Source organism: Candidatus Uabimicrobium amorphum (genome assembly GCF_009002475.1).
Taxonomy (GTDB): domain Bacteria; phylum Planctomycetota; class Uabimicrobiia; order Uabimicrobiales; family Uabimicrobiaceae; genus Uabimicrobium; species Uabimicrobium amorphum.
Genome location: NZ_AP019860.1, coordinates 7,143,617 through 7,164,474 on the forward strand (window position 1 = coordinate 7,143,617; position 20,858 = coordinate 7,164,474).

Below are 20,858 nucleotides of genomic sequence, written 5' to 3' on the forward strand. Positions count from 1 at the left end.
AATATCATGGAGAAAATAATCAACGATGCACAACTAAGAGTTTTCGACGAAGGTTCGGGTTCACCGGTGATCTTTACTATTCACGGTGGTCCTGGGGTGAGTGATTTTCGAGAACCTAAAACATGGATCGGCCCTTTAGGTAAAGATCACCGCGTTATTTACTATGACCAACGCGGCAGTGGTCTTTCGCAAGAAACAGACAAAAGTACGTATACGCACCAACAACTTATCCAAGACGTGGAAGCGTTACGTGCGGACCTACAAATCGAAAAAATGAGTGTTTTTGGCGGATCTTACGGTGGGTTTATTGCCATGTTATACGCACTTGCTTTTCCCGAAAGGGTAAGTCATTTAGTTTTAAGGGGAACGTCTAGCTGGTATGGTTTTGTTGAGGATTCTATCGAAAATGCCCTGGAGGATGGACGCGGTGGGATGACCTACGAAGAAATGATGCGCGGCTTTGAAGGCGGGTTTGTATCCAAAGAAGAGTATAAAGATTTTTTTGCGCGTATTTATCCACTGTACAGCAAAGGCGAACATTCGCAAAGCGAAATACGCGAATTTTTGAATACCAAACACTACCACTACGAAACGCACAATGCTTTTTTTGATCGCGAAAAGGGAGATTTTTGGAAATACGATATTCGCGAACAACTCAAAAGTTTACAGATACCAACGCTGGTTTTGGTCGGTAGATACGACTGGATTACTCCGGTGAAGTACTCCGAGGAGATCGCCTCTTTAATTCCTAACTCTAAACTGGTCATTTTTGAAAAATCGGGACATTCGACCCATGCCGACGAGCCACAGCTCTTTTACCAAACGATTCGTGACTTTTTATCTACATAGATTTCATAACTTGGGCTACAAACCATAAACATCTTATTTGTCGAATTCAAAACTAGGAGACTTGCGGTGTGTAAATCAACAAAAAATAATAAATATATTCACCAGTTGTTCCTGATATGTGCACTACTTTACATTTCCTGTTCAGGAGCGATTGATACCAGAAAATATCATAGAGATACGTTTACCCAAGCGACAACTTCCGCAACGACAGATGTTTCCATAGCCTTCATACATACCGGTAATACTTTTTCATCTGAATCCATGATTTTTGATGGCGGACGAACTTTTTGCTCCCACGAAACAGTCTTTGTGGCCGTATTGGTGAAACACCCCCAAGGAACTTTTTTATTCGACACAGGTCTTGGTGAAAATATTGACGAACAGTTTGCCGACAATTGCTGTTTTCACCAGATGATACTTTCTTACAACAAAACACAGGCTGCTTCAACGCAATTAGCGTCTCATGACATGGATATCAAAATGATCATCCCTTCACATTTGCATTGGGATCATGCGAGTGGTATTGTTGATTTTCCACATGCACAAGTATGGATACAAAAAAATGAACTGCTATGGGCAAAGTCCATGTTTCCGCCTCATGTACTTCCCAAACAAATTCATCCACGTACGATTAACTGGAAACTTTTTTCTTTTCAAGACATACCTTATGAAAATTTTACACGTAGTTTAGATATTTTCGACGATGGTTCTGTCATCTTAGTTCCTTTAGAAGGTCATAGCCCTGGCTCCGTCGGCATGTTTGTCAATTTTCCCTCGGGAAGGCGCATGTTTTTTTCGGGAGATACCACTTGGGCCATTGAAGGAGTTGAAATTCCAACTCAAAAAGCATGGTTGGTAAGATGCCTTGTAAAACCAGACCATGATGAAGAACAAACACGTAACATGATCGTCAAATTACACTGGTTGTCGAAAAAATATCCTCATCTCGAAATCATTCCTGCACACGATGGTAAGGTCTACAAAAAATACAGCTCTTTTCCGAAATTTATTTCAAAATGAAAATGGTAAACCTGTCAACGTAAATGGGCTAAGCAACCGGTAAAATCAGAATTGCTTAACCCATTTGCATTTACATGTTTCTACTTTACACTTAATTTCTCGGACGTATCAATCAACTAACAACAATTTCCAGAGGTTGGCACACTTCTTCATCATACATATTGCGTATGACCACCATACCGTGTTGCTCCTGATCAGGTTCAGCGATAAACTTGCAGCGAATGTGTAATTGGTCTTCCCCCGCAAAATCATGCTCAAACAATTGTAAACGCGCTCCGCCTTTTTCAAAAGCCATACATGGAGGCAAAGCAATATGCGCAACCATTCCGTCTTTGTAACCACCGTTATCCACAACTAAATCAACATGCTCCCCCACGGCGGCCTTGCGAATTGTTTGGCCATCTTTTTGTAGTAGATTTCGCCCTATTTCGATGGAGCTTTCGGGTATGGTCGTTTCGTAAACGGCGTCTAGCAAAAATTGCACTCTCCCTTTGCTACAAAAAACATTCTGTGGTAAAGAATCTTTGATCATACTATTTGCTTCGACGACGGGCAATGCGTCGTGATCATCGAGACATACTTCGCCACCTTGTACAAAATCACTATTGGTCAGGCTCATCAATAACGCCACCAATGCTGCGCTGTCGGGAGTGCTATAGAAGCGCCCGCCCTCTTTCATTTGTTTACCCAACCACTGTAAGGTACCGTTGAGCTCTTGTTGACGCTGTTGGCTTTGTTGTTCGTCACTAAGTAGTACTGCTGCGGCAAAACAAGTTTGTGCGCGTAGATCTACCGCATTGGAGTCATCGGCTTTTGCTACTCCGTATATAAAGTCAGCATCTTGTTGTTGTTGCCAATTTTGCAAGACAAACTCTAAAGAAGTTTGTGGTTGCTTTTGTAAATTAATATATGCATCACGACACGACTTGATTTCATTCGCTTCGCCATATACTTGTTCGGCTTTTTGTGTCAGAGTGGCGAGTTCTGTTAATAAATTACTCATGTCCATATCAAGCATATTCATTTGCGATAGTGGTTGCATCGTAAGTAAATGACGATATGCCAGTGGTCCCCAATAACCACAAGGTTTACTGTGGTTGGGGTACATCGTAAATCCATTTTTCGTCCACATTCCTTGCAAGCGTTTTAATCCTTGGTATAAAGAGGACATGGATTGCGACTTTTCGTTGACATCGCCCACACACCAAGCAAGAAAGGCGCCGAGCATTTTTGCTGCGGTTTGTTCACAACAAGCGTGTGCATAATTTGCGATGGCCTGCCCACATGTTTTGGTAACTTCATTGAAGTCTTCAACAAAGTTTATATCAAATAAGTGATCGCATTCGTCGTGGTGAAATCCTTGCCCCTCTTCCAAGATAATTAAGCGCCGTACACGTTCACAAATGCGATTAAGCGGCTTTATCCATAACTTTTCTACGTACTCATGGGTATCGTTACTTGCCGTAAATGTATAGTGCCCTGGCTGTAGATCCTCTAAAAGTATGGTGACTGGCTCTCCCGACTCACATTCCATAGGACCATCGACAATAGTACCGTTTTCTAAAATACAAGGAAAGGGTATATTGTCGCGCAAAACGGTAAAATGAAAATGAGCAGACTGTGCAACGACTGCAATCGAACCAGTAATGCTATCTTGTGGAGAGACACCACTAGGCAAACTGGAGGTGTGAATTTCGATTGCTTGCTGGGCTTGAAAGTGATTGTGATGTACGACCCATCCCTGTGAATTCAAGGCGAGAAGTTCAATCGTATAACCTGCGGGCGCTGTTGGTACATCGAGAGTAATAGTGGTACTATTTTCGACAATGATCACATCGGCAAATAAAGTGTTTTGTTTATAGGCGATAACTTGTGTGCGATTACTCACCATAGGGGCGGGTGTACTCATGCTTCCGGCCATTGGAAAACCGCGCATTTGCATTGGTGATCCGTTCATTTCTAAAGGTGCACAAGAAACCTGCATTGTCGGAGCATATACTTCCGCACTACCCGATCGTGGAGAGGCAGAGAACGGGGTTGGTATTGACATTTGTGCCGTAACCCCATATACATCATCGATCGCAAACGCGGAACCACCACCGCCCAAACGCGTAATATCTTCCATCACGTGCAAACATCCCGCAAAATAACACTCAGAAAACTTATTTTCTTTTGCATCAAATTGCTGCCATTCTTCTTCTAGGCGTTCGATGCGTTTTTTCGCCGCAGCCGCTGGCAAACCACCCCCGGAGTGCAAGCGCGCATCCTTAACAATCACTGCAACCGCTGTGGGTTCATCGCTATTGGTCGTAATAGTACACGGTACTTTACTACCCGCGGTTACGGTTTTGGCCATTTTAGACTTTATTTTCAGGTCGTTACTTGCAAAAACGGGAAGCAATTTTTCAAAACATTTGCCGTCGTTACTAATAGCACCAATTGTAAGGTAACCGTGGCTCACTTCTTCTGGAATTACGACAACGATGTTTTGTCCTTTACTTATGTTGCGGACTTCTTCTCCAATGTGTTTTTCGCCAGGAAACATCCCAATGACACCCGCAACCTCAAGATCGTTATTGGCAACAATGTGAATTTTGCGCCCAACAATTTTCGTTATGTGTAGACATTCTTCGTTGTTTGCAGAATATCCGACATGTATTCCCGCTGCTTTTTGCGTATGTTCTTGCTGTACAGCACACAACTCCACTTCCCCGATATAGGTCTTCTTTGCGCAAGGTAGTGGCAGTTGTACACTGTGAAAACCAGAGTCATTCCATTGCGCTTCGATGTAAGTTGCCTCGGAGTTGGTTTGTGGCAATTCAATTTCCAACATCCCATGTTCATTCGTTGTGATAAGTTTCTCAACATCCGTGGCATTTTCTAGTCGTACTCTTACCTCAGTATTTTTCACATTGATTCCGTATAACTTAAGAAGCGCTGTTCCTCGCCACTGTTCGTTTTGCAGTAGTGGTTGTTGCTCCCAAGTGGCCTGTGCACTCGAAAGAGAAAACGTCCCTACAGTAAACGAACATTCACTTTGATCACCACTCCCACCAACGATGGCAGTGTAATATCCAGGTGGTAAACCATCCCAGCCAACACTGGCAAGACCATGCTCAATGTCTAGATGTTTTTCGGAGTTAGGGACAGTGCCACCACCCGATTTTAGATAACAGCGTATTTTCTGTGACTGCGACGCTTCATTTGTCAACATAATGAAGGCACTCACCTTGTCTCCAGGCTCATATGTCAAACGATCCGTGGATATCGCACATAAACTTCGAAATAATGGTTTTTTGTTAGAGATTTGATGTAAGGAACGTTGTAAATCTTTGGGAAAAAAACGCGAAATCAACGCAGGCGTCTTTTTGAAACCAAGATGATTAAAAAAATCACCATTGACTTCGCTTTTCTTGCAGAATACAAAAAAACGACCTATTTCGATAATAGGATCGTACAATTTGGGCAATGAAGAGTATTTCTTGCTAATCACTTTAGAAAGAGGAGTATCATTTGTCAGTTTCTTTCCATCCGGTAGAGTGCAGTAGCCTTCTCTGACACGACTAGATTTGAGAACGTCTTCGACGATGGCATCTTCTTTAAAACGCCACAAACTTTCCCAGATGTTAGAATAGGAGTTTACTTTTAACAGTAAGCTTATCGTTTTTTTCGCCATAATGGTTGTCCTATTATTTTGTAAGTAGGGCCTGTCATCATTCCGTACAGATATAACTGATTCATTTAATGATACGTCAGTATTATTGGGCTCGGGCTCGAAAAAACGACAATATTTTGAATGATGTCCGTGCCCAACAGTTCGCTGTTGTTTTATTAAAATGAAACTACTTCAACTTGCTGTTGGAATTGTACAATTTGGTCGTGTAAATTGTTGTACAGTTATTACTTACGGTCAAAACTGCAAAACCATTTTGTTTTGTAGTTCCAGAGAACAGGCCCTAGAATCGGATGTATGTTTTTCCTTTGGAAACTTAGTTTCTCGGACGAACTAGGTACAGTAATTTTTGGTGGTCATCGTACGCCAGTAATCGACCGGTTTTGTAGTCCAGTGCAATACGATCTGTTGAAACCACCGTACTATCGGTGCGAAATCCGACGCGCTTGAATTTGGCGACCAAAGCTTCTGCGGAAATTTCTCCTAGTTTTATTCTGTTACCACCAAGCCCCACACGTATCCAACGCGACCGACCACTGATAGAATAAGAAGAGTGTACTGTGGAAAAATTGTCTTCCGTGATAATATGTGATCTATGTTTACTGGTGGTTGCAAACCACACATCGTTATTTTTCGTCACTACCATATTGCTGAAATAAACTTCATCTTTAGAGGGAAGTTTAATCTTTGCCAGTGGTTGACCAACAAAGCGATTATTTGTATATGCCAACCGCCAAAAGTATCCTCTAGAGTAAAAAATCCAACCATTTCTCCAGTCGGGCGCTCCCCATCTTATGTGTGCAAGATAAGGTGTCGGAACTCTGCCATTTTGTGTCATGAAAGTAGGTTTTACAGCAACAGTATTCCATTCGCCCCCACTTTTTTGTAAAAATCTCATGTCAAAGATACCGTTGTACATAGAAACCATCCATGCATTTCCATTGGGTGCAACGCGAAATGTTTCGGGCTTATAATCGATAATGTTCATTTTGTTTGCGATAGATTGCATGTAACGCGAAGAAACCATAACTTTTGGCCGATAGTATGGTGGTTTCCAAGTGATAATAGGACCGTTTTTACTCGAAGCAAAACCGACATGGAGATAAAAGTTTCCTTGCTGGTCCGTTTCCAATTTATCAAAGTTATAAACAGTTTTACCAAGGGATCTACGAACTGTGTCGAGATTAATGCCAGTCAAACGACTACTTTTACTTTTATTTAAGTAAACCCACACCCCCTTTTCACCGTCTTGATGAAAACTGTATTTTTTGTCGGCATTTACCCAATAAATACTCTGCCCATCGTATGCATGCCTCATATATTTATAGGTACTCGAAAATCCACTTTTCCACCACTCTATGTCAAAAGACATAGAATTAAAACGCGTGGAACTATCAGATGTCACAAACAAGGAAGTGTTGCGGGGATTACTGTTTTCTTCGATAATCCTCACAGTTTTAGTACTTGCACTACGTAGCAATCTATCAATGATTGTATTCGCGGTTCTCTGACTTCTGTTATATGTACTCACCACCACCACTTCTGTTGTTCGATCTCTCATTTCAAAAGCGTAAAAGTCCATCCAGCCTCGACCACCTTCATCGCTCATATACCATTTTTGGTATGCATAACGTAAATTGTTTGGCGATTTTCTCATAGACACGCGAAATGGTTCTTTAGATCTCAAACGCAAACCCGAACTCACAAAATTGTTACCCAATGTTTGAATAATTCCAGCGAGTGAATTCCCCCTGAGAGATATCGAATGATATGTCACCAATGCAATATCGTCAGAAGAACCTTGTATTGTTTTTATTGTTATGTTGTTTGATCTGGTTTGGCTTATCTTCCAGGTGTCGCTATCCGGTAAATCAAATCGGAGCTTTCCCAGGGTAACGGGTTGCGCAAGTAAGCAGACACAAAGGATGGATGTGAATAAAAATGCTCGCATTTTTTTCCTTTCGAATAGATTTTGTTGTGATTTTGTGCTCTCGATGTTGATTCTTAGAAGGTAGGTCTGTAGAACAATTGTTTTTTATTTGGTTGTAGTCTCAAGAGGAGTGGGTAGTTAAACAGCCGTCGTTACACGGCTGCCTAACGAAAAAATGGTGATTAATCTTCGCGATAGTTTTTTCCAACAAAGCGATTATTACGCCACCAACCTTGGCGGTGAATGTGCCCGTCGCGCGACACAAGAGTACCATATCCGTGTTTGCGACCGTCGTTCCAGTCACCGATGTAAAAGGAGCCGTCGTTCCATTCGTACAAACCAACGCCATTGCGCTTGTCATAACGCCATTGGCCTACGTAACGAGCCCCTCTTTCTTTGGTAAGAATTCCATAACCGTGGCGTTGATGTGACACCCAATCTCCCATGTAACGACTTCCGTCGCGATAATTCTGCGCGTAAATACTTGTGTCTTCATTATTGACTAGTTTATGAAGACGCGACAAGTAGTAAGAAAAGCCATAGGTCGTGCCACTTTTAATACAGTGTTGAATGGCCGTAGAAAAAAATATGCCTTTGGTTCTTTGTGATTCTTTGGCGAGAGCCGCATCGATTTTTCTTGCCAAACCGTTATGGTTTTTGGTGATATGAGAAAAGTGATCGCCAAAAATTTGCGCGCGTGTGTTTAGGTTTTCTTCGGTGGTGAGTAAAAACGCCAAGCGTTTTATTTCACGGCGAAACTTTCGCAAATTCTCGTGCTGGGCGTACGTGTCGTCCTCTTCACGGTAGTCCTCGTCATCGTAGTACTCATCGCTCTCATCGTCGTAGTATTCCTCGTCATATTCCTCGTCGCTGTACTGTTCATCGTCTTCGTAGTTTCGGCGTTCATCTTCATAGTCGTCGTTGTCGTATTCGTCGGTGTACTCCTCATCGTAATCATTGTCGCGGTTGTAGTAATCGTTGCGATCGTTGAATGGATTGCGATGTTTTCTATAGCGGCGCGTGCGGCGAGGGAAATGGTTTCCCAGCCCTAAAAAACTAGTGTAGCGTTTACCAGCAATACGATAACTTCTTCCCCAACGAAAATTTTTACGCTGCTGATAACTCATATCTCCCACAACATACCAACCCATCTTGGAAAGGCGACGCATATCGCGTAACTCTCCGAGGAAAACGTTATTGAGTGATGGAAGGCGTTTTTTCTTTCCATATTGATTGATCGAATTTCGATACACATTGCCATACGCGTAGTGCAGAAGGTCTCCATCTCCGGCAATTTGCGTTTCCGTACGTGTTATTTCAATTTTTAGAATCTCCAAGTCTGCATATATTACCGTGGATAGCAATATACACATATAGAGTAATATTTTGCCAATTTGCATACCAAACCTCTCAAAAACGAGAAAAAAAAGAAAAAATTCGTTCGTCTGCCCAAAAACGATCGCTATCTTCGGCCACTTTGCCATCGCCAATAAAAGCGACGTGACCACCGTGTGATGGTGCGAGAATTTCGATGTTTTCGCTTTGTTGCAACAAATCATCGTAATTTTCACAGGGGATAATCGGATCGTCTTTTGCGTAAATGGCCAAAGTAGGAACTTCAATCTCCGACAAAACATCTTTGCAGCTACTTTGGGTGTAGTAATCTTGTGACCCTTTGAATCCGTATATACGACAAATTACCTTTTCGTCAAAATCGACTAAAGAACGCGGCGCTGCGTCTAAACGGGGAAATGTATGCGGATGAATGCGCCTTTTGCGTTCGTAGTTTTTGCATATATAGCCGAGAAACTTTTTGTGGTACAGCGGGCGCTCGATAAGTCGATCGAGAGTTTTTTGTAAATCTAACGGTGCACAAACAGAGGCAATTGCGGCAACAGACTCTGGTAATTTTTTTTCACCGGCCATTTTGAGTGTTATGTTTCCACCAAGAGAATATCCAATGATAAACAGGCGTTTTCCTACCTGTACATCTTGCGCAACTTTGAGTACGTCTGACCATAACCCTGCATGATACGGCAATGCACAAAGACGCATACTATCTCCACAACTACGCAAGTTCATACGGTGTACGTTATATTTGCGTTGTAGACTCTTTTTGGCCATACGCAACATATACTTTGAAACACTAGAACCTTCAAAACCGTGTACTAATAAAATATCATCGCACTCACTGCTATTCTGTGGTTGTAGATGGCTATGCGTAATCAAGGTATTTTCCGCGTCGACCACTGTGCGAAATGTTTTTTTTGTGTGCTTGGGAAAAAAACGCGTGGCAGGCCACCAAACAGCGGCAATAGTTTGCGCATTTCCCCCTTTTAAAAGTGGATGTGGTTGAAAAGTAGGTGTATTCATATCAAAATATTTTTATATAGAAAAAATTGTTTTCTGTTGAATAATAATGTTATAGTTAGAAAACTGCACAATAACTTTACCGCAAAATGTCGCGGTAAACTTTGTTGTAAATACTACTGTATTCTGAATCGCAGCTAACAAATAGTCAAGTCTATTGTCAATAATTTTTGAGGTTTTGTATGTTACACGATTTCCATTCTTTTGTTCCATCTAGTAAAGGCAATAAGATTCATAAAAACAAATCATACCGCGTTGCCGAAGATTGGATAAAAACGATTGTAGTGTTTGGCGCTTTTTATATAACATTCATCAACTTAATTGCCGAACCTTACCGCATTCCCACTGGTTCCATGGAACCCACTTTTTACGGTATACCTGTAAAGAATGGTGTCAAATCAAATCCAAATAGTCTTTTCCATTTATTCAAAGGCGACCACATCCTCGCGTGGAAAGGCATCATTAAATACGACACCATACGCCGCGGAGATATTGTGGCATTTGTATCTCTGGAAAACCCAGACATGTTTGTGATAAAAAGAGTCGTGGGGCTACCAGGAGACAAAATAAGAGTGAAATTCCCCCATGTGTACATCAACGGGAAAAAACTCCAAGAGCCACAAATTTTTCAGAATATCAAGTACAATCATGTGCGTGAAATTCCCATCGTAAATCACCGACGTGAAATCGTAGGTTTTGACCGCCAAATGTACCGCTGGGCATGTAAATCGGAAATCACGGTACCCAAAGATTGTTATTTTGTCATGGGGGACAATACCAACAACAGTAAAGATAGCCGCGTGTGGGGATGGTTGCCCAAAAGCAATATTCTAGGAAAAGCAAGTAGTATATGGTTTCCCGTTAAGCGAGCAACATCTGTAGAAGTTAACAAATTGTTTGGAGATTAAACATCACTGATTACACAACACGTTGTGGCATCGAGAAAGAATTATGGATTGTACAGCGTAGTTCCGAAAATTACTACGCTTACAACATCAAAGACAACCAAGAGTTTTGCCACAAACTACAACAAAACGGCGGAGATTTAGAATACCAAGAAAACCTAATTGAACTGCGTACACAAAATGGAGAAGAGGAATACTCTCCTGAGGAAGCGCAGCGAAACTTACAACAAAAAGTACAAAAGCTCTTTGAAATAGCTCCCAGTGACTATGTACACAGTTGCGGTACATATCAAGGGCAAGATGATCCCAATCTCGATATTTGGCAAAATGAAAGTGGCATGGGAAAAAATGCTTTTTGGAATGAGTTTAATATCGTTTTTCCCGCAGACTCGCTTATGCGTTATACCGCGGCAGATCACATCAACATAAGTACCAAAAAAAAAGAACTACATCCCAAATTATACAACTGCCTTTTGGGACTTTCACCTGTTTTTGTCTATGCCTTTTCCCTTTCATCATGCATTCACGGACGCAAAGTAAACGTTTGGAGTCGTAGGCAACAACTCATCAATGCAATGTACCTTCAATCGAACATTTGTCTACAAGACACTTTCCCGCTGAATGAAATTTCGCAATACACACTTTCCTTGGAACGCGTCATCCAAAAAGCGGAGGATCGCCTACGTCATCACAACCCTTTTTTTACACAAGACGGCCTAACTCCAAGAGAAGTCATCAGTAAATACCGCGACTCTCTGTGGGGATTCTACAAATTGTTTACCAACCAAGCAGTACGCTTTAACCAACAAAGCGGATATCCCGAATACTTGGAGGTGAGGTGTATTGATGCACAAGAGTGCACAAAAGCCACGGTGGCAATTAGTTATCTGCTGCGAAAAATAGTTGAACAATTAGATGACATATGGCCACTTATGACGCATAATGAAGATGAGTTGCGCAACAATGTATACGAAGCAACGATCCATGGCGAAAAGGCCCATATACATATTAATGGCAATAAAATATCATTGCCTGCTTACGCACAGCAGATGCTCGAAAACATTTTGCAAAGCGATGATTCTCCATATGCCACAATATTGCGCGAACGTTTTTCATCTCCTCCTGCGAAAATAATTTCGCAATACCTAGACCGAGAAGGAGATATTGTGCCTTTACTATCGCGTTGTTTGCGCGAGAACAAAACATTAAAGGAGGTAATATGAGAGTCTTTATTCTCGCTTTATTTTTTCTTGGCTATCTACAAGCCCATGTGGTAACGCCAGAAGTCTTTGCCGCGATGCAAAAGCGTCTCGAAAAGAATTCCCAAGACGTCGAAGCCCTTATTATCTGCTCGCATTACTACGAAAACAAAGGCGAATATCCTAAGGCCATCGACCACATACAAAAAGCTTTGGATATCATGAAACAACCTGCGAGTGCCACGCCTGATTTGTACATTAGAATGGCGCAAATGCATGTGAACACCGAACAGTTTTCCGAAGCACTCACGGTATTTAACCAACTTCTTACCAAAGAATTTTGTCAAACGTATGGCCATATTCCTCCCATACTACACGCCATTTTGTGGCGCGGCAAAGTTTATGCTGCTTTGGGAAAAAACGAACGCGCATGGCAAGATGTGCAGTTTGTTCTAGAACGCGAACAAGAAATGCCGGCTTTTTTTGTCGAGGGTGCGAGAATAGCGGAAAAGTTGGGTCAAAACTTAAAGGCCTTTGAATTATATGCCAAAGTCGCCACACAGTTTCCCTCACCAGAGAGCGAACCGTCTGTCGTACGCGCCATTGGTCTCGTCAAAAAACAACCGCAAAACGCTGCGGAACTTTTACAGAAACTCGAAAAGCTTTTACCCAAGGAACCATATCCCTCTTTTTATCTAGCGATTGTTGCCAAAAAATATCTAGATGATGACGATTTATATGAACAAAAACTGCAACAAGTCGCGAAAATCGCACGAGAAATGTCTGATAAGTCATTGCAATTTTTCTGGTTGGCGCGTGTCTTTTATATACAAGAAAAGTACACCAAGGCTTTAGAGTGTATAGATAAATCCATTGCCGCCGATAAACGCCCGGCTGCGGCTTACGAACTTGCAGCTGCTATTTACGAGAAACAAGGAAACAAAGACGCCGCAAGCAAAAATCGACAAACGTCTCTGGAAATGCGACAAAAATCGACATACCAATGGTTGTTTTTTTACGAAATAGATTAACGAGGAATGACAATGCGCAACACAATTATATTTGTCTTATTCGCTGTACTAACAGGCATATTCGGGTACTTTTACTCCTCTCCCAAAGTCGTGCAAAAAATTATCGTAGTTCGTCACGCCGAAGCTTACAAAAATCTCGCGAAGATACCAGAAAACGCCGAAGCAGATAGTTTGACAACTCTCGGAGAAAAACAAGCAAAAGCTCTAGGAAAAATATTAGAAAACGAACGCATTGACCTATGGATCAGTTCGACAAAAAAACGCGCGATGCAAACACGTGATATCGCATTTGCTCAAAACAATCACGGAGGGGAAAAGGTAACGTCACAGGCGTTTTTGTCGATGAAAAAAGGCGGAAAAAGTTGGCAGTGGCGTACGCAAAATTGGAAAGAGGGTAAAGACCCTCGCCCTACGGAAGGTGAATCTTTATCCGATGCCACAAAACGCTGTTTGCAAAAACTCAGTGAATATAAGACCACAAAAACGATCATTATATTTAGCCACGGAGATATTTGCGCGACGCTTATTGGGCATGCCAAACAAACCACAATGTACCAAAGATATGAAAAACACGCTCTGCCCTTGGCTGGCTACGCCAAAATTCATGTATTGATAAACGGGCAATGGTACACCCCCTAGCAAGATGAACAGGAATTTTCCTGTTCATCTTATTTTCAGAAAGTCATAAACTGATCGAAAGAACTCTGTCCATCTCCGACAATCAACATGCGCGTCCAATCCACAACATATAACCCTTGGTCTTTTAAAAACTGGTCCATTTGCGAAGAAAATGGCTCAATGATGGCATTTGCCATCGCGATTACGTTTAAAAAGGCAATACTTTTTTGTTCCCCGATCTGCCCCCAAAAAATCCAGTTGCCTGCCGTGGAAAACGCAAACCCATTTTCAATCGCCCCATGACTCGTATTAAAACCAACACCATCATAAAGAACATTACACTTAAAATGGTTGTATAAATCTTCCAAAACAATTTTTTTTCCTTCAAGTGGTGCGGTAATTTTCTTACGCAAATGCATATTGCGAAATCCAGAGCTTTCGCGATCGTTTTTGTAAATGTCGCGAATTTGCTCAATTTCGACATTGATTTGTTCTAAAAAATCTGTGCTCACGCACTCCGCTTGACGCCAGTCGTCTTCGAGTAAGACGAGAACGTTCTCTCCCTGTTGCTCAACCACATTGGGAAGTTCATCATTAATCGAAGGTAAACTGTAGAGTATATTTTTAGGGTCCATTGTTTCTACTTTGGAAAGAAACAATTCCACTTTTCCCGACACCGCAAATTCTGATTTTTTGAGTGGTTGTGCCGCCATTACTTTCCAATCCGAATCCCCAAAGTGAATCGTGGTATTGATCGCGAAGGAATCGGGTAGTTGTTCTAATGGAATTTGGGAATTTGCGAACAACTGCTTGCTAGTGAATTCATAAAATTCAACGTTAACTTTATTTTCTTCCATTGTAAAACACCTAACGGTAAAAGAGCTATTTTGTAATAAATCCAGGGGTAATAAAAAGTCGTGAGAAATCGATTACCGAACTCATCATAAATAATCCTGGCGACAGTAAAATTTCGAGAAATAAAAGAAATCTATGGTGATCATCCGAAACGCAAAATGGAATGTCAATCAAAAGGCTGAACCATCTGATTCCGCATCTATCGGGTATGGGGTGTACAAAATAAGCGACAAAAAAATATCCAGCAATGACAGATGAACTTACCACTGACTGGTGCAAATGAAATCTTTGTATTGTGTAAATAACGACATAAACCATCATCATCGCGACCGCGAATTTTAAAACCACCGCTTTTTGCGATGGGTAGCGGTACTGGGGAACTCCAAAATAAATCGTTCCCTCATCCCCTAAGTCGGTCATTTCTCCAAATATTTTAAATAAACGCAACGTAGCACCTCATTCTTTAGTAAAAATATTACAAACAGAATCGCATATGTTTTTGACGAATTTTGCAAAAGAAAGTTTGACTTTAATCAATCTCACATTTTCATGAAGCGTATATAGCACAGGTCACTATTTAGCAAATACTTGAGAGAAATTAGCAAACGCCTTAAACTCCAAAGCATTGTTACTCGGATCGTGAAAAAACATTGTCGCTTGCTCACCAGGCTCACCTTTAAAACGAATATATGGCTCAATCACAAAAGAAATATCTGCTTTGTGCAACGAGTCGCGTAGTGCACACCATGCGTCCATGGTCAGAATAACGCCAAAATGTGGAATGGGGACTTCATGACCATCGACAGGGTTCGTTGCCGATTTTGCCACGTAACCTGGTACGTGGTGAATGACAAATTGGTGACCAAATAAATTAAAGTCCACCCAAGAATCACTACTGCGCCCTTCGCTACACCCAAGGACATTTTTATAAAAATCTCTGGCGGCATTTAAGTCACCAACAGGTACGGCTAAATGAAATAAACTTATCATGTCAGTCTCTCTTCTAGATTTCTAAAAAATGGACAGGATCGACAGAATAACAAAAGCATTCTATGAATTAGAAAGTCAAAATCAAATCATAAAAATAAATGAATACGAAAAAAGTTAAAGTTTAAAATTGACTTGAGTTGCGGATTAAGAATATGCGACAATTTCGCTATTGATTCACATTAGTTCATATGACTCCCACAATGGAAAGGAATAGAATGTCGACAAAAATCGATGACAAAACAAAAATTTCGGGGCATACGACAGTTGGAGATTGGAAATCTTTACGTCTAACTCTTTTAAAAAACATACAAGAGTTGCCAGAGGACGCGTGGGAGAAAGCCTATGAGATTTTTGATTGGCGAATACGTTCGCGCTTCCTGGACCCCATAGATTCTATTTTAGAAAAAGACCTCAAGGGTGGCGAAGGTTTTACCATTGTGGCTATTCAGTGCATTTTGATCGAGTTTCTCGAGGCTTTCTATCAAGGAAAAACATACACGATAAAGCATAAAGATTTGTGGGTACATGAGTATGTCAGTAGCAAACAGTTATTCAAAGACTTTTTATTAAACCACACACCTTTTAAAGATTATTTCACCGAAAAGCTAGCAAATGTTTTTTACAGTAATATTCGTTGTGGACTACTACATGAAGCGCAAACGAAGGAAACGTCGAAGATACGTGCTTCTAGTCGTGAGAATTTGATCAAAGCGCTTGACGACGGCAATATGATTATCTACCGTACCAACTTTCAACAAGCTATTTTGCAGTATATCGAAAACTACAAGCGACAACTTGCACAAGATTTGCAACTACGGCGTAATTTTATCCGCAAAATAGATGAGTTATGTGGTATAGAGCATGTTTACTATTTTGCTTATGGTAGCAATATGAAACTCGAAAGACTCCTCAAGCGTTTGCAAAGCGGCGACGAACCTGCCAAAATACACAATTACTGTGTGGTGTATCTCGAAAACCACAAGTTCACCTTCAACAAAAAAGGAAAAGATGGAACCGCAAAAGCAAATGTTTTTGTAGAAGAGGAGCAAGAAGTTTGGGGTGTTTGTTATGAGGTCGACAAAAGTGCATTGCCTATACTCGCTCGCTACGAAGGTGGTTACGACCAAAGTTACGTCAATGTGAAAACCAAAAATAACAAACCTATGCGCGCGATTACGTATATATCCAAAAGTGTGTTCAGCGCTCCACAACTGCCTTCTGATGAATACTACCAAAAAGTACTAGAAGGTGCGCAAGAACAGGGTCTTCCGGAAGACTACATTGTTTGTAACATCACCAATCATATGAGATAGTGAATTTGAAGCCCGAAACGGGCTCAAATTTTAACTCCACATTAAACCATCGGCCATAAAAATTTGCCCAATAATCACCGCGAGAATAACAACACCAATAAGTGCCAGTGAGATTTCTCGGTATATTGTACTATGCATCCCCATTGCTTCTTCATATTTGTATACGAGAGAGTCTTTCTCTTCTAGTAGTTTGCTATTTGGTACATTAAAACGTATTGTTTTCACCAACACAAACGGCAATACTCCGGCAATGATTTCCGAGAGAATAGATAAAAAAGAGTTGCTGAAAAAAAATAAAATACCTATCGTCAAAATGACCGCAATCACATCATCGCGGTACATATCGTGCGGATTACGATTTTGTTCGATGTATTGTATATCGATAATGTATTTAATCACCAAAAACCATATCGCACTGGTATAAGACAGTACAAAATACACCGCCACTAACTCGTGAAAAGACAAGTGCGTGTATTGTGTTTCTAAAGAAGCATTTATATATGAAATCACCAATACAACGATCGCAGAGGTTAGTATAGATAGTTTATGTGCGATGGAGGTCGTATAGAAATACTCATGGTAAAGTAAAAATGGATCGTTCTCGCAACAACATTGCTTGGCATACCAGGAAATTGTGATGCGGAATAGTATGTAAAAAAATATCATGAGAACTAAAATCTGAGTGATGGAACCTCCGGATTTTGTGGCCAGCGTCAAATGAAATGTGATGGTTTTTTCGCTAGGAAGAAACATCCAAAAAGCACCACTGGCGATTTTGGTAAAATTTTTGCCATACTTTGCGGTAAGTTGCTCTAAACTTTGCTCTCCTGTGGCATACTCATTTGCATCTTCCCAAAAATCACCGTGTGTTAAGGCCGTAGCGTAGGCGGGAATCATACGTACCATGTCGCATAGTAAGGCCATCAGAACGATGAGAACCATCATTTTTAACATGGTCGCCGTAAATAATATATATATTCGCAATAAAAACATATTGAATTTCCCCCCTAGAAAATCCATTGCTGAAACCAAAATCAAAGACAATACTCTCAAAATTTTACTGATGACACATTCCAACAATTATTTTATCATAAGTAGTGTATTTTGATGATGACAAATTTACTGTTAAACAACTTCAATTTAGTAACAATGGAATAACTATGTGGAAAATAAAAGACTTTATTGACTTGGAATACTTTTTTTATACCGACCGCGAAAAAGATCAAGAAAATTTAATTAAGCGTGACCGTTTGCTTTTCGTCAATGAAATTGAGGAAATGTGTAAAGATAAACCAACGCAAATCAAAAAGTGGCTCGAGCTACGTCGTTCACAAGAAGATGATCTCGAAGAATTACCTGGAGACATCTACAACAACAGTTATTTACTTCTCAAAAACATTTTGATTTTTGTCGGTATTATTTCGGGTTTTGCTCTTACCAATAGTTTTCTGTGGTATGATGGGAAGATGCCCATAAATGTCAGTGCGTTTTTCTTTGTGCTCATTATTTTACAAATGTTGCTGTTAATTGCGGCGTTTTTTGTATTTTTATTGCGCAACAAATTGCGCTCTTTGACATTTTTGAGTCCTATCATTAAGAGACTTCTCAAAAGACTTGCGCTATTTGTTTTAAAAAATACCTACCACAAATTGTCTAGTAAAAATGCTAAGAATTTCGAAGCTAAAATGGGATTTATTCGCTCACAAAAATTGATTTATGGTCGTTTGTTCAAATGGCAAATTTTCAACGCGACACAGTTGTTTGCCATTTTTTTCAATATCGCCATTCTTCTCACGCTGCTATTTAAAGTTTTTACCGCTGACCTTGCGCTCGGTTGGCAGTCTACCGCCGAAATTCAAAGTGAAGTACTTCATAAAACAGTCAAAGTAATCGCCACACCATGGTCATGGTGCATGGAGCAACATGCTTACCCTTCCTTAGAAGAGATCGAGGGCAGCCGCATCATACTCAAAGATGGTATTTACCACTTACAGAGCGAACATCTCGCCTCGTGGTGGCCATTTCTGTGTTTGTCGATATTATTTTACGGATTACTACCTCGTCTACTGTTTTTATTTATTGGCTATTTTGCGCAACGCCGCAGTGTTGCTCACTTTGATTTTAATCACGCCAACTGCCAAAGATTAGTGCGCCGTTTTGTTACACAATATGTCGAAATAGACGGCAACAGCACAAATGTTGCCCAAGAGAACCAACAACACCAAACCACAGAAATATCCAATATCGAAATCAAAAAAGTGGAAAAGACAGCGCAAAGTGAGTATAAAATCTTGCTATGGGAATCGATTGCCAAATTGTACGCGGACGGTTATTTGCAGCAACAAGTGCAAAAAAAATTGACATACAAAAATGAAATATACATGATAGAATCGAGTTTAGAGGGAGAAGACAAAGCCATTGACTATATTGAAAATTCTCATTGCGATGGTATAGTTGTTTTGCAAGCGGCATGGAAACCTCCTATTGGCGAAGCTGTGGAGTTTATTAGCGATATACGCGAAACAATTGCGCAAAAAGAAATTATTGTTGCTTTACTTGGAAAACCTGTAGATGGTGAGCAACACAAGGTAGACAAAAACGACTACAAAATGTGGACAAATGCTATCGCGAAGCTAGGAGATCCGTATACCAGTGTGGTTTGTTTAGGAGAAAAAGATGAGTGATACACCGGTATTTATCATTATGGGGCAAAGCAATGAAGGAAAGTCTTCTATTGTTTCCACACTCGTTGGTCACGATAAAGTAGAAGTAGATCACGATGCGGGGACCACAAAAGAATATCGTGTTTTCCCCATAGAAATCGACGGCGAAAGAATCATGGATTTTATCGATACGCCTGGTTTTGAACACCCGAAAAAAATACTTAAATGGCTGAGGAAAAACGAAAATAGTTATGAAAATAGCAAGAACTTGATCAGCGCTTTTTGCGATATGCACCACAAGAAAAAAAATCTGGAACTCGATTGTCAACTACTCGCTCCGATAAAAAACTACATGGAGGCTTGTATTCTTTACGTATTTGATGGATCTCGTCCTGTGGATCAGCAAGATATATGGGCCATGGAAATAGTCAGTATGTCCGGCTGTGGGCGCATTGCTCTTATTAATTGCCGTAAAGACAGCGAAGAACACATCGATAAATGGAAAAATGAGTGCAGCAAATATTTCAATAGTGTGAAAAACTTCAATGCACACCGTGCTAACTTCAAAGACCGCGTACGTTTACTAACAACAATGGGAACACTGGTAGACAATCTGGCCGACACATTGGAGCTTGTTACCGAAAACCTCAAGCAACAACGCGATCGTTTGTACAAAGAAATCGCAGAACATATCTCAGACAAACTCAGAAAGTGCATCGCCTTTTCGACAAAAGGCAACACCATCGGTGATATCAAAACTTTAAAGCAAAAACTTATCATCTCCTACAAAAAGGGAATCGAAAAAATTGAAAGCGAATTTCGCAAAGAAGTCCGCAGTGTGTATCGCCACCGAATATTCGACGTTGAAATTCCACAAAAATCCATTATCAATGAAGAATTATTTTCCGAAGAAACATGGAGCGTTTTGGGTCTTACTAAGAATCAACTTACTTTCGCTGCGGCAGCAGGGGGCACAGGTATTGGTTTGGGGATTAGCGCTTTACTTGCCCCAATTACTGGAGGGGCAAGCCTTGCTGTTGGCGGTCTTCTCGGAGCCGCTGCTGCCGCAACAGCGCACTTCAAAGGCGAAGATATGTTCGATGTGTCTGTTGGTAAACAACAACATGTCACTATCGCCAACAAGAAAATACAATTTTATTATATTTTAGTTGACCGCATGATATTGTACTATTCGTATATGGTCAATAGAGCACACGGAAAACGCGTAGAAACCAAAGTAAAGGTAGAAGATGGAGAAAAGCAAGGTTTTACTTCTAAGTGGACACAAGAGCAGCAACAGCAGTTTAAAACGTGGCTACAAGACACGATCAAAGGAAATCATTCCGACGTTGCTGTGGAAGAAATCATTGTTCCCATGTTAAAAGAAATTGATGGTAAAGAGTAATCGCAATGTTATTCTGACATTTGTTTTTCACTTTGTC

At 40.8% G+C, this 20,858-nt stretch carries 17 protein-coding genes; 9 read left to right on the forward strand and 8 right to left on the reverse strand.

Annotated elements, in window-relative coordinates:
* Positions 1–6 precede the first annotated feature (6 nt).
* Positions 7–849, forward strand: coding sequence for an alpha/beta fold hydrolase (locus UABAM_RS25015; protein ID WP_151970731.1), 843 nt, complete (start codon positions 7–9; stop codon positions 847–849).
* Positions 850–915: 66 nt separating this feature from the next.
* Positions 916–1,869 carry an MBL fold metallo-hydrolase gene (locus UABAM_RS25020; protein WP_151970732.1) on the forward strand — a complete coding sequence of 318 codons (954 nt, stop codon included), beginning with the start codon at positions 916–918 and terminating at the stop codon, positions 1,867–1,869.
* A gap of 112 nt (positions 1,870–1,981) precedes the next feature.
* Here UABAM_RS25020 and UABAM_RS25025 read toward each other — a convergent pair whose 3' ends face one another.
* The 4 genes from UABAM_RS25025 to UABAM_RS25040 all read right to left on the reverse strand — a co-directional run bounded on the left by UABAM_RS25025 (position 1,982) and on the right by UABAM_RS25040 (position 9,845).
* Positions 1,982–5,545 carry a hypothetical protein gene (locus UABAM_RS25025; protein ID WP_151970733.1) on the reverse strand — a complete coding sequence of 1,188 codons (3,564 nt, stop codon included), beginning with the start codon at positions 5,543–5,545 and terminating at the stop codon, positions 1,982–1,984.
* Between the two features lie 313 nt (positions 5,546–5,858).
* The gene (locus UABAM_RS25030; protein WP_151970734.1) at positions 5,859–7,493 is read right to left on the reverse strand and encodes a hypothetical protein; all 1,635 of its coding nucleotides are present in this window, start codon (positions 7,491–7,493) and stop codon (positions 5,859–5,861) included.
* A gap of 161 nt (positions 7,494–7,654) precedes the next feature.
* Positions 7,655–8,872: an MORN repeat-containing protein gene (locus UABAM_RS25035; RefSeq protein ID WP_173013564.1), complete on the reverse strand. Its 1,218-nt coding sequence runs from the start codon at positions 8,870–8,872 to the stop codon at positions 7,655–7,657.
* A 10-nt stretch (positions 8,873–8,882) separates the two neighbouring features.
* Positions 8,883–9,845: a YheT family hydrolase gene (locus tag UABAM_RS25040; RefSeq protein WP_151970736.1), complete on the reverse strand. Its 963-nt coding sequence runs from the start codon at positions 9,843–9,845 to the stop codon at positions 8,883–8,885.
* 179 nt (positions 9,846–10,024) lie between these two features.
* Here UABAM_RS25040 and lepB point away from each other — a divergent pair, with 179 nt between their 5' ends.
* From lepB to UABAM_RS25060, 4 genes are all read left to right on the forward strand, one after another.
* Positions 10,025–10,750 (forward strand): signal peptidase I, encoded by a 726-nt coding sequence (lepB, locus tag UABAM_RS25045; RefSeq protein WP_151970737.1) that lies wholly within the window; start codon positions 10,025–10,027, stop codon positions 10,748–10,750.
* A gap of 335 nt (positions 10,751–11,085) precedes the next feature.
* A complete protein-coding gene (locus UABAM_RS25050) occupies positions 11,086–11,970 on the forward strand; it encodes a hypothetical protein (RefSeq protein WP_151970738.1) in 885 nt (294 codons plus the stop codon).
* Positions 11,967–12,977, forward strand: coding sequence for a tetratricopeptide repeat protein (locus UABAM_RS25055; RefSeq protein ID WP_151970739.1), 1,011 nt, complete (start codon positions 11,967–11,969; stop codon positions 12,975–12,977). The genes UABAM_RS25050 and UABAM_RS25055 overlap by 4 nt, the downstream gene beginning before the upstream one ends.
* A 12-nt stretch (positions 12,978–12,989) precedes the next feature.
* Positions 12,990–13,616 carry a histidine phosphatase family protein gene (locus tag UABAM_RS25060; protein WP_173013565.1) on the forward strand — a complete coding sequence of 209 codons (627 nt, stop codon included), beginning with the start codon at positions 12,990–12,992 and terminating at the stop codon, positions 13,614–13,616.
* 35 nt (positions 13,617–13,651) lie between these two features.
* Here UABAM_RS25060 and UABAM_RS25065 read toward each other — a convergent pair whose 3' ends face one another.
* From UABAM_RS25065 to UABAM_RS25075, 3 genes are all read right to left on the reverse strand, one after another.
* The gene (locus UABAM_RS25065; protein WP_151970741.1) at positions 13,652–14,452 is read right to left on the reverse strand and encodes a hypothetical protein; all 801 of its coding nucleotides are present in this window, start codon (positions 14,450–14,452) and stop codon (positions 13,652–13,654) included.
* 25 nt (positions 14,453–14,477) lie between these two features.
* The gene (locus UABAM_RS25070) at positions 14,478–14,897 is read right to left on the reverse strand and encodes a hypothetical protein (RefSeq protein WP_151970742.1); all 420 of its coding nucleotides are present in this window, start codon (positions 14,895–14,897) and stop codon (positions 14,478–14,480) included.
* Between the two features lie 126 nt (positions 14,898–15,023).
* Entirely contained in the window at positions 15,024–15,440 is a 417-nt protein-coding gene (locus UABAM_RS25075; RefSeq protein ID WP_151970743.1) for a VOC family protein, read from the reverse strand.
* A gap of 215 nt (positions 15,441–15,655) precedes the next feature.
* Between UABAM_RS25075 and UABAM_RS25080 the strand changes: the two genes are divergently transcribed.
* Positions 15,656–16,753, forward strand: a complete 1,098-nt coding sequence (locus UABAM_RS25080; RefSeq protein WP_173013566.1) for a gamma-glutamylcyclotransferase family protein — start codon at positions 15,656–15,658, stop codon at positions 16,751–16,753.
* Positions 16,754–16,783: 30 nt separating this feature from the next.
* Here UABAM_RS25080 and UABAM_RS25085 read toward each other — a convergent pair whose 3' ends face one another.
* The gene (locus tag UABAM_RS25085) at positions 16,784–17,746 is read right to left on the reverse strand and encodes a hypothetical protein (RefSeq protein ID WP_151970745.1); all 963 of its coding nucleotides are present in this window, start codon (positions 17,744–17,746) and stop codon (positions 16,784–16,786) included.
* A gap of 167 nt (positions 17,747–17,913) precedes the next feature.
* Between UABAM_RS25085 and UABAM_RS25090 the strand changes: the two genes are divergently transcribed.
* Together UABAM_RS25090 and UABAM_RS25095 are read left to right on the forward strand one after the other, a co-directional pair.
* Complete coding sequence (locus UABAM_RS25090) at positions 17,914–19,437, forward strand: DUF2868 domain-containing protein (RefSeq protein ID WP_151970746.1); 1,524 nt, start codon at positions 17,914–17,916, stop codon at positions 19,435–19,437.
* Positions 19,430–20,821: a DUF3482 domain-containing protein gene (locus UABAM_RS25095; protein WP_151970747.1), complete on the forward strand. Its 1,392-nt coding sequence runs from the start codon at positions 19,430–19,432 to the stop codon at positions 20,819–20,821. Before UABAM_RS25090 ends, UABAM_RS25095 begins: the two co-directional genes overlap by 8 nt.
* Positions 20,822–20,858 lie beyond the last annotated feature (37 nt).

Excerpts from the sequence above, each read along its gene's own strand:
- UABAM_RS25015 (WP_151970731.1), top strand. The coding sequence starts at position 7 with ATGGAGAAAATAATCAACGATGCACAACTAAGAGTTTTCGACGAAGGT.
- UABAM_RS25025 (WP_151970733.1), bottom strand. The coding sequence starts at position 5,545 with ATGGCGAAAAAAACGATAAGCTTACTGTTAAAAGTAAACTCCTATTCT.
- UABAM_RS25030 (WP_151970734.1), bottom strand. The coding sequence starts at position 7,493 with ATGCGAGCATTTTTATTCACATCCATCCTTTGTGTCTGCTTACTTGCG.
- UABAM_RS25035 (WP_173013564.1), bottom strand. The coding sequence starts at position 8,872 with ATGCAAATTGGCAAAATATTACTCTATATGTGTATATTGCTATCCACG.
- UABAM_RS25040 (WP_151970736.1), bottom strand. The coding sequence starts at position 9,845 with ATGAATACACCTACTTTTCAACCACATCCACTTTTAAAAGGGGGAAAT.
- lepB (WP_151970737.1), top strand. The coding sequence starts at position 10,025 with ATGTTACACGATTTCCATTCTTTTGTTCCATCTAGTAAAGGCAATAAG.
- UABAM_RS25050 (WP_151970738.1), top strand. The coding sequence starts at position 11,086 with ATGGGAAAAAATGCTTTTTGGAATGAGTTTAATATCGTTTTTCCCGCA.
- UABAM_RS25055 (WP_151970739.1), top strand. The coding sequence starts at position 11,967 with ATGAGAGTCTTTATTCTCGCTTTATTTTTTCTTGGCTATCTACAAGCC.
- UABAM_RS25060 (WP_173013565.1), top strand. The coding sequence starts at position 12,990 with ATGCGCAACACAATTATATTTGTCTTATTCGCTGTACTAACAGGCATA.
- UABAM_RS25065 (WP_151970741.1), bottom strand. The coding sequence starts at position 14,452 with ATGGAAGAAAATAAAGTTAACGTTGAATTTTATGAATTCACTAGCAAG.
- UABAM_RS25075 (WP_151970743.1), bottom strand. The coding sequence starts at position 15,440 with ATGATAAGTTTATTTCATTTAGCCGTACCTGTTGGTGACTTAAATGCC.
- UABAM_RS25080 (WP_173013566.1), top strand. The coding sequence starts at position 15,656 with ATGTCGACAAAAATCGATGACAAAACAAAAATTTCGGGGCATACGACA.
- UABAM_RS25085 (WP_151970745.1), bottom strand. The coding sequence starts at position 17,746 with ATGTTTTTATTGCGAATATATATATTATTTACGGCGACCATGTTAAAA.
- UABAM_RS25090 (WP_151970746.1), top strand. The coding sequence starts at position 17,914 with ATGTGGAAAATAAAAGACTTTATTGACTTGGAATACTTTTTTTATACC.
- UABAM_RS25095 (WP_151970747.1), top strand. The coding sequence starts at position 19,430 with ATGAGTGATACACCGGTATTTATCATTATGGGGCAAAGCAATGAAGGA.